The 4,674-nt window shown below is 65.4% G+C and carries 5 protein-coding genes and 1 pseudogene; 5 read left to right on the forward strand and 1 reads right to left on the reverse strand.

Annotation, left to right across the window (positions count from 1 at the left end):
• Nucleotides 1-681 precede the first annotated feature (681 nt).
• The 5 genes from VHL31_RS24380 (at nt 682) to VHL31_RS24400 (ending at nt 4,338) form a co-directional block, all read left to right on the forward strand.
• Complete coding sequence (locus VHL31_RS24380; RefSeq protein ID WP_329663851.1) at nt 682-1,275, forward strand: DUF6088 family protein; 594 nt, start codon at nt 682-684, stop codon at nt 1,273-1,275.
• Nucleotides 1,268-2,281, forward strand: a complete 1,014-nt coding sequence (locus VHL31_RS24385; RefSeq protein ID WP_329663852.1) for a nucleotidyl transferase AbiEii/AbiGii toxin family protein — start codon at nt 1,268-1,270, stop codon at nt 2,279-2,281. The genes VHL31_RS24380 and VHL31_RS24385 overlap by 8 nt, the downstream gene beginning before the upstream one ends.
• Nucleotides 2,282-2,771: 490 nt before the next feature.
• Complete coding sequence (locus tag VHL31_RS24390) at nt 2,772-2,963, forward strand: DUF6429 family protein (RefSeq protein WP_329663856.1); 192 nt, start codon at nt 2,772-2,774, stop codon at nt 2,961-2,963.
• A gap of 87 nt (nt 2,964-3,050) precedes the next feature.
• A complete protein-coding gene (locus VHL31_RS24395; protein ID WP_329663853.1) occupies nt 3,051-4,229 on the forward strand; it encodes a hypothetical protein in 1,179 nt (392 codons plus the stop codon).
• Nucleotides 4,207-4,338, forward strand: a complete 132-nt coding sequence (locus VHL31_RS24400; protein WP_329663854.1) for a hypothetical protein — start codon at nt 4,207-4,209, stop codon at nt 4,336-4,338. Before VHL31_RS24395 ends, VHL31_RS24400 begins: the two co-directional genes overlap by 23 nt.
• Nucleotides 4,339-4,414: 76 nt before the next feature.
• On the opposite strand, the pseudogene VHL31_RS24405 reads toward VHL31_RS24400, so the two are convergent.
• A pseudogene (locus VHL31_RS24405) lies at nt 4,415-4,674 on the reverse strand (hypothetical protein); the annotation flags it as partial.

Here is a 4,674-nt window from a genome sequence, read left to right on the forward strand (position 1 = left end):
GTGCTGGGACGGGGTCAGCCATGGGGTGTCGAGAAAGAAGTGCCCAGATCAGAGCAGATCAGCATGGCCTAGCCTAACGGAGCGTCACACCCGGCAACCGAAAGCGGCAGCATGCTATCGCACACGCGCTGCGTATAGCCGTGGCCGCCGCGGCTGGCACCTCGAACGAGTGGCAACCCTTGCTTATTGAGGCGCCAGTGCTGGCGTATGACCAGCTTTGGGCGGACCGGCCTACTGGCGACACTGATGCCCAATCCGGATGCGCTTCGGCGGGTAGAAACTGGCATGCTGTTCGCTCGCAGAACAAGGCAATGCATGGCGCAGGCTCATCAGACAATCGGTACGAATGAGGTCCTGCGGCTGGCACGGCTGGCGCTGGATCCCGGGGCGCTGGAGCGATGACCTAAAAGCAGCCCGTGCGCTGCGCCAGGATGCTCGGCCCGCACGACGCCAGGAACTTGACCTTTCCATCATGCCACCGGGCGGCTGCGGTCGACGGGGTACTCGACCGATCGTCATCTCAACAGTCCTGCTGCCGGCTGTGCCTCTTGGTCAGGATGGCCGCAGCGGTGCGCTGGCAGCCGCCTAGTCATCCTCCGTCCGCTCTCCGGCCGAACTCACCAAGTGGCACCGTTGTACATTGTCAGAAAAATGACTAATTTTCTGACAGAGGAGATCATCGTGCAGCACCTGTCCGACCAGATCCTGGAGTATGCGGGCCAGCAGCCCGAGGGAACGGCCCTCACCACCAAAGGACTGCTGCATCTGGGAAGCCGGGTGGCAGTCGATCAGGCGCTGTCTCGGCTGGTTCGCCGCGGCCGGCTGCTCCGTGCCAGTCGTGGCCTTTATGTGCTGCCGGTAGAGAGCCGTTTTGGTGTGCGGACCCCGGCAGTCGAGCAAGTGGTCGAGTCGATGGCGGCTCAGAAAGGTGAGGTCGTCGCCTCGCACGGTGCGGCGGCTGCGAATGCGCTCGGCCTCACGACCCAGGTACCGGTTCGCTCCGTCTATCTGACCTCGGGCCGTAGTCGGACACTGGCCGTGGGCAAGCAGACCGTCGAGCTTCGACACGCCCCAAGGTGGCAACTCGCTCTGGCAAGGCGCCCTGCCGGCGACGTCGTGCGGGCACTCGCCTGGCTTGGTCCAGAGAAGGCGGAGGCTGCTTTGCAGACGCTGAAGCGGAAGCTGTCGCCTTCGGCTTTCCGTGAGCTTGCGAGCATCGCGCCGCAGCTTCCAACTTGGCTGGCAAGAACGGTCGCCAGGACGGCACGTGGTTGATTTCTTCCTCCGTCTCCCTTTCGACGATCGCCGTGAGGTGCTCCAGGTAGCGACGAGCCGGTCCGGGCGCGCAGCGCATCTCCTGGAGAAGGACATCTGGGTGGTATGGGCACTCGACACCCTGTTCGCTGCTCCCTTGGGCGAACATCTTGTCTTCAAGGGCGGAACATCACTGTCCAAGGCTTATGGCGCGATCCGCCGCTTCTCCGAAGACGTAGATCTGACCTACAGCATCCGAGCGCTGGCGCCTGATCTGGTCGGCAGGGCGGACGAAGCGTTGCCGATAACACGCAGCGCCGAGAAGCGCTGGTCGGCCGAGGTTCGGAAGCGTCTTCCGGCATGGATCGAAGCGGAGATCCAGCCGCTCATTGCCAGCGCCCTGAAGGTCGGCAGGCTGCCTGCATCCGTGCGTGCCGACGAGGAAAGACTCTTCATCGACTACGAGGCTGTATCAGGCGGGTCCGGCTACGTCGCTCCACGTGTGATGCTTGAGTTCGGGGCACGCTCAACAGGTGAGCCGGCCAGCGAACGCTTGGTGGTCTGCGATGCGGCGGAGTGGGTCGAGGGTGTCATCTTCCCAACAGCGCGTCCGCGCGTCATGCATGCGGAGCGCACGTTCTGGGAGAAGGCCACGGCCGTCCACGTGTTCTGCCTGCAGGAACGGCTTCGGGGCGAACGTTTCTCCCGTCACTGGCACGACATCTCCAAGTTGCATGCGGCTGGAATCGTTGAGCGGGCGCTCGACAATCGCGAGTTGGGTGAGGCGGTCGCCCGGCATAAAGCCATGTTCTTCGCAGAGAAGGCGGCCGACGGGTCACTGATCGATTATGCCCGTGCCGTTGGCGGTGGTCTTCGGCTCGTGCCCGAAGGCGTCGCGCGGGTGGTCCTGTCCGAAGATTATGCTCGCATGGTGGAGGACGGGCTGCTTCTCGACGAGGCAGAGTCCTTCGACACGCTGATGGAGCACTGCAGGCAGATCGCGGACAAGGCCAACGCACGCCCATGAACCTCTTCGACGGCGCCCTCTGGTGGCAGCGCATGGCATCGAGGATCCTATGATCCTGCGCCTCGGCTTGAGCCCAGCAAGAACGACGAGAAGCCGTCCGACGCGCTGGCGGGCCTGCTCGGCAGGATCGAGGTGGTAGATGGGCTTCGCGCAGAGCAGCCCCTGGCAAGGGTCCTGAAGATCGTTGGGATGCTAGGTGCAAGCCAAGAGCTTGATACTTCAGCATATGGCCGCAGCCCGCCCAGCTCCGTCGGCCTGCGGCCCAGGTAGCACTGATCCAAGGCGGGCGACTTGCGCGTCGGCAGGGAGGTAAGTTCGACACAGTCCGTGCCATGGCAAGGGTGGCTACCTGGACAGGAGACCAGGCATTTTGGCTAGTTCCCGTGCATGCATCCGGTGAGGGCCGCGGGCTGGTTGGTTGACGCGCGGCACACGTTATGATCGCCGTGGCGGCCCGTGACTGGCCGCTGCTCCTTGAGGCGATGGCGTGATGGAGATCGATACCGATCGGATGGACGAGGCCGTCCTCGCGCTGCTCTACCTTGGCCTGCACGCCTGTTGGCGAGCGTGGAAGGGCTTCGACTGGGCCGCGATGGATCGGCTCCACCAGAAGGGCATCATCTCCGACCCGGCCAGCGAGGCCGAGCGGCTGTTCGTGAGCTGTTCGCGGTCCGCCCGCTGAGCCCGTTGGCTGCGCGATCTCGAGGGCGGCGCCGAGAGCTGGACGGGGCTGCCAGGCAGAGGTGCCATACTCGCGTGAGGGGGCTTCGTGAGCGAGTACCAGTACTACGAGTTCCTGGCCATCGACCGGCCGCTCACCAAGCGCCAGAGGCAGGAGCTCCGTGCCGTCTCGTCGCGCGCCATGATCACCGCCACCCGGTTCACGAACCACTACGAGTGGGGCAACTTCAAGAGTGATCCTCGCGTCTGGATGAAGAGGTACTTCGACGCTTTCCTCTACTTCGCCAACTGGGGCGCACGCGAGCTCATGCTGCGCCTTCCCCAGCGCGTGCTCGATTCGGCTACGGCGAGACGGTACTGCCGCGGGGAGGCCGCCTTGGCACGGGTCAAGGGCGAGCACGTCATCCTCGAGTTCTTGTCAGAGGACGAGGGCAGCGACTGGTTCGAGGAGGACGAGGACGGCAGCCTGTCCTCGCTTGTCCCGCTGCGTGCCGAGATCGCGAGCGGTGACTTGCGTGCTCTCTACCTGGGCTGGCTGCTGTGCGCGCAGGCCGGCGAGCTCGACGAGGGTGATCGGGAGCCGCCTTGCCCGTCCGGGCTCGGCAGGCTCAGCGCGGCACAGGAGGCCTTCGTCGCCTTCATGCGCATCGACCGCGACCTTCTCGGGGCCGCGGCGGCGGGCAGCCCGGAAGCGGAGGAGCCCCTCCCGGACGAGGACATGGAGCGCTGGGTCTCGGGCCTGCTGGAGGCGGAGAAGAGGGCACTGCTCGTGCGGCTCATCAGAGGCGACGAGCCGCACCTTCGCGCTGAGCTCGTCCGCCGCCTTCGCGCTTCTCGCACGGCGTCCCCGTCCGAGACGGCAGCCAGACGGCGTACCGTCGGTGAACTCCTCGGGGTTGCCGAGCAGCGCGCTGAGGAGCGGCGTCGGCGAGAGGCCGAGCACGCCGCTCGCGAGCGGGCCCAGCAGGAACGCGAGGCCGCCGAGGCTCATGAGCGCTACCTCGCCTCGCTGGCCAGGCGTGAGGCGGAGGCCTGGGGTGAGGTGGAGGCGCTGATCGCGACCAAGCAGCCCGGCAAGTACGACGCCGCGATGGCGCTCCTGAAGGACCTGCGTGAGCTTGCGGTCCGTTCGGGGCGGCGGGAAGAGGTCGAGGGACGCTTGGGCCGTCTTCACGAACAGCACGTCAAGAAGCCGAGCCTCATCGATCGCCTACGGGCGGCGGGTCTGGTCGGAACCGGCCGGAATGACGGGCCTCGCGGGCCGTAAGGAGGTCGCCGTCGTGGAAGCGGATCTCGCCCGTAAGGAACCCATCCTCATCGAGTTCGGCATCATCGGCGCCGCTGAATGGATCCATCTCGTCGGAGTTGCCACGTGAAGCGGACGCTGTTCGGGCCGTAGCGGCAGTGGAGACCGCCCTGGACTGCGCCGAACACGAATGCGACACGACCCTGCTAATCGAAGGTGATGTAGGCGGGCTCGCGGATGTCCAGGAAGTCAGCATCCCAGAGCGCCATCGTGACGATCCGCCACTTGCCGAGCGGGGGGTAGGGGGGTGCAGATCCTTTGGTGTCCTCGCCTACAGTACCGCGCCTGAAGGTGCGCTTGTGTCGTTGCGAAATTGCAAATCGCCATCGCCTGCTCTCGCCGAGAAGCATGTGTAGCCAGATCAAGCAGTTACGGCTTGTTCCAGGGCCACAAGAGCCATGGCTGG

The organism is Geminicoccus sp. (assembly GCF_036263595.1).
Taxonomy (GTDB): Bacteria; Pseudomonadota; Alphaproteobacteria; order Geminicoccales; family Geminicoccaceae; genus Geminicoccus.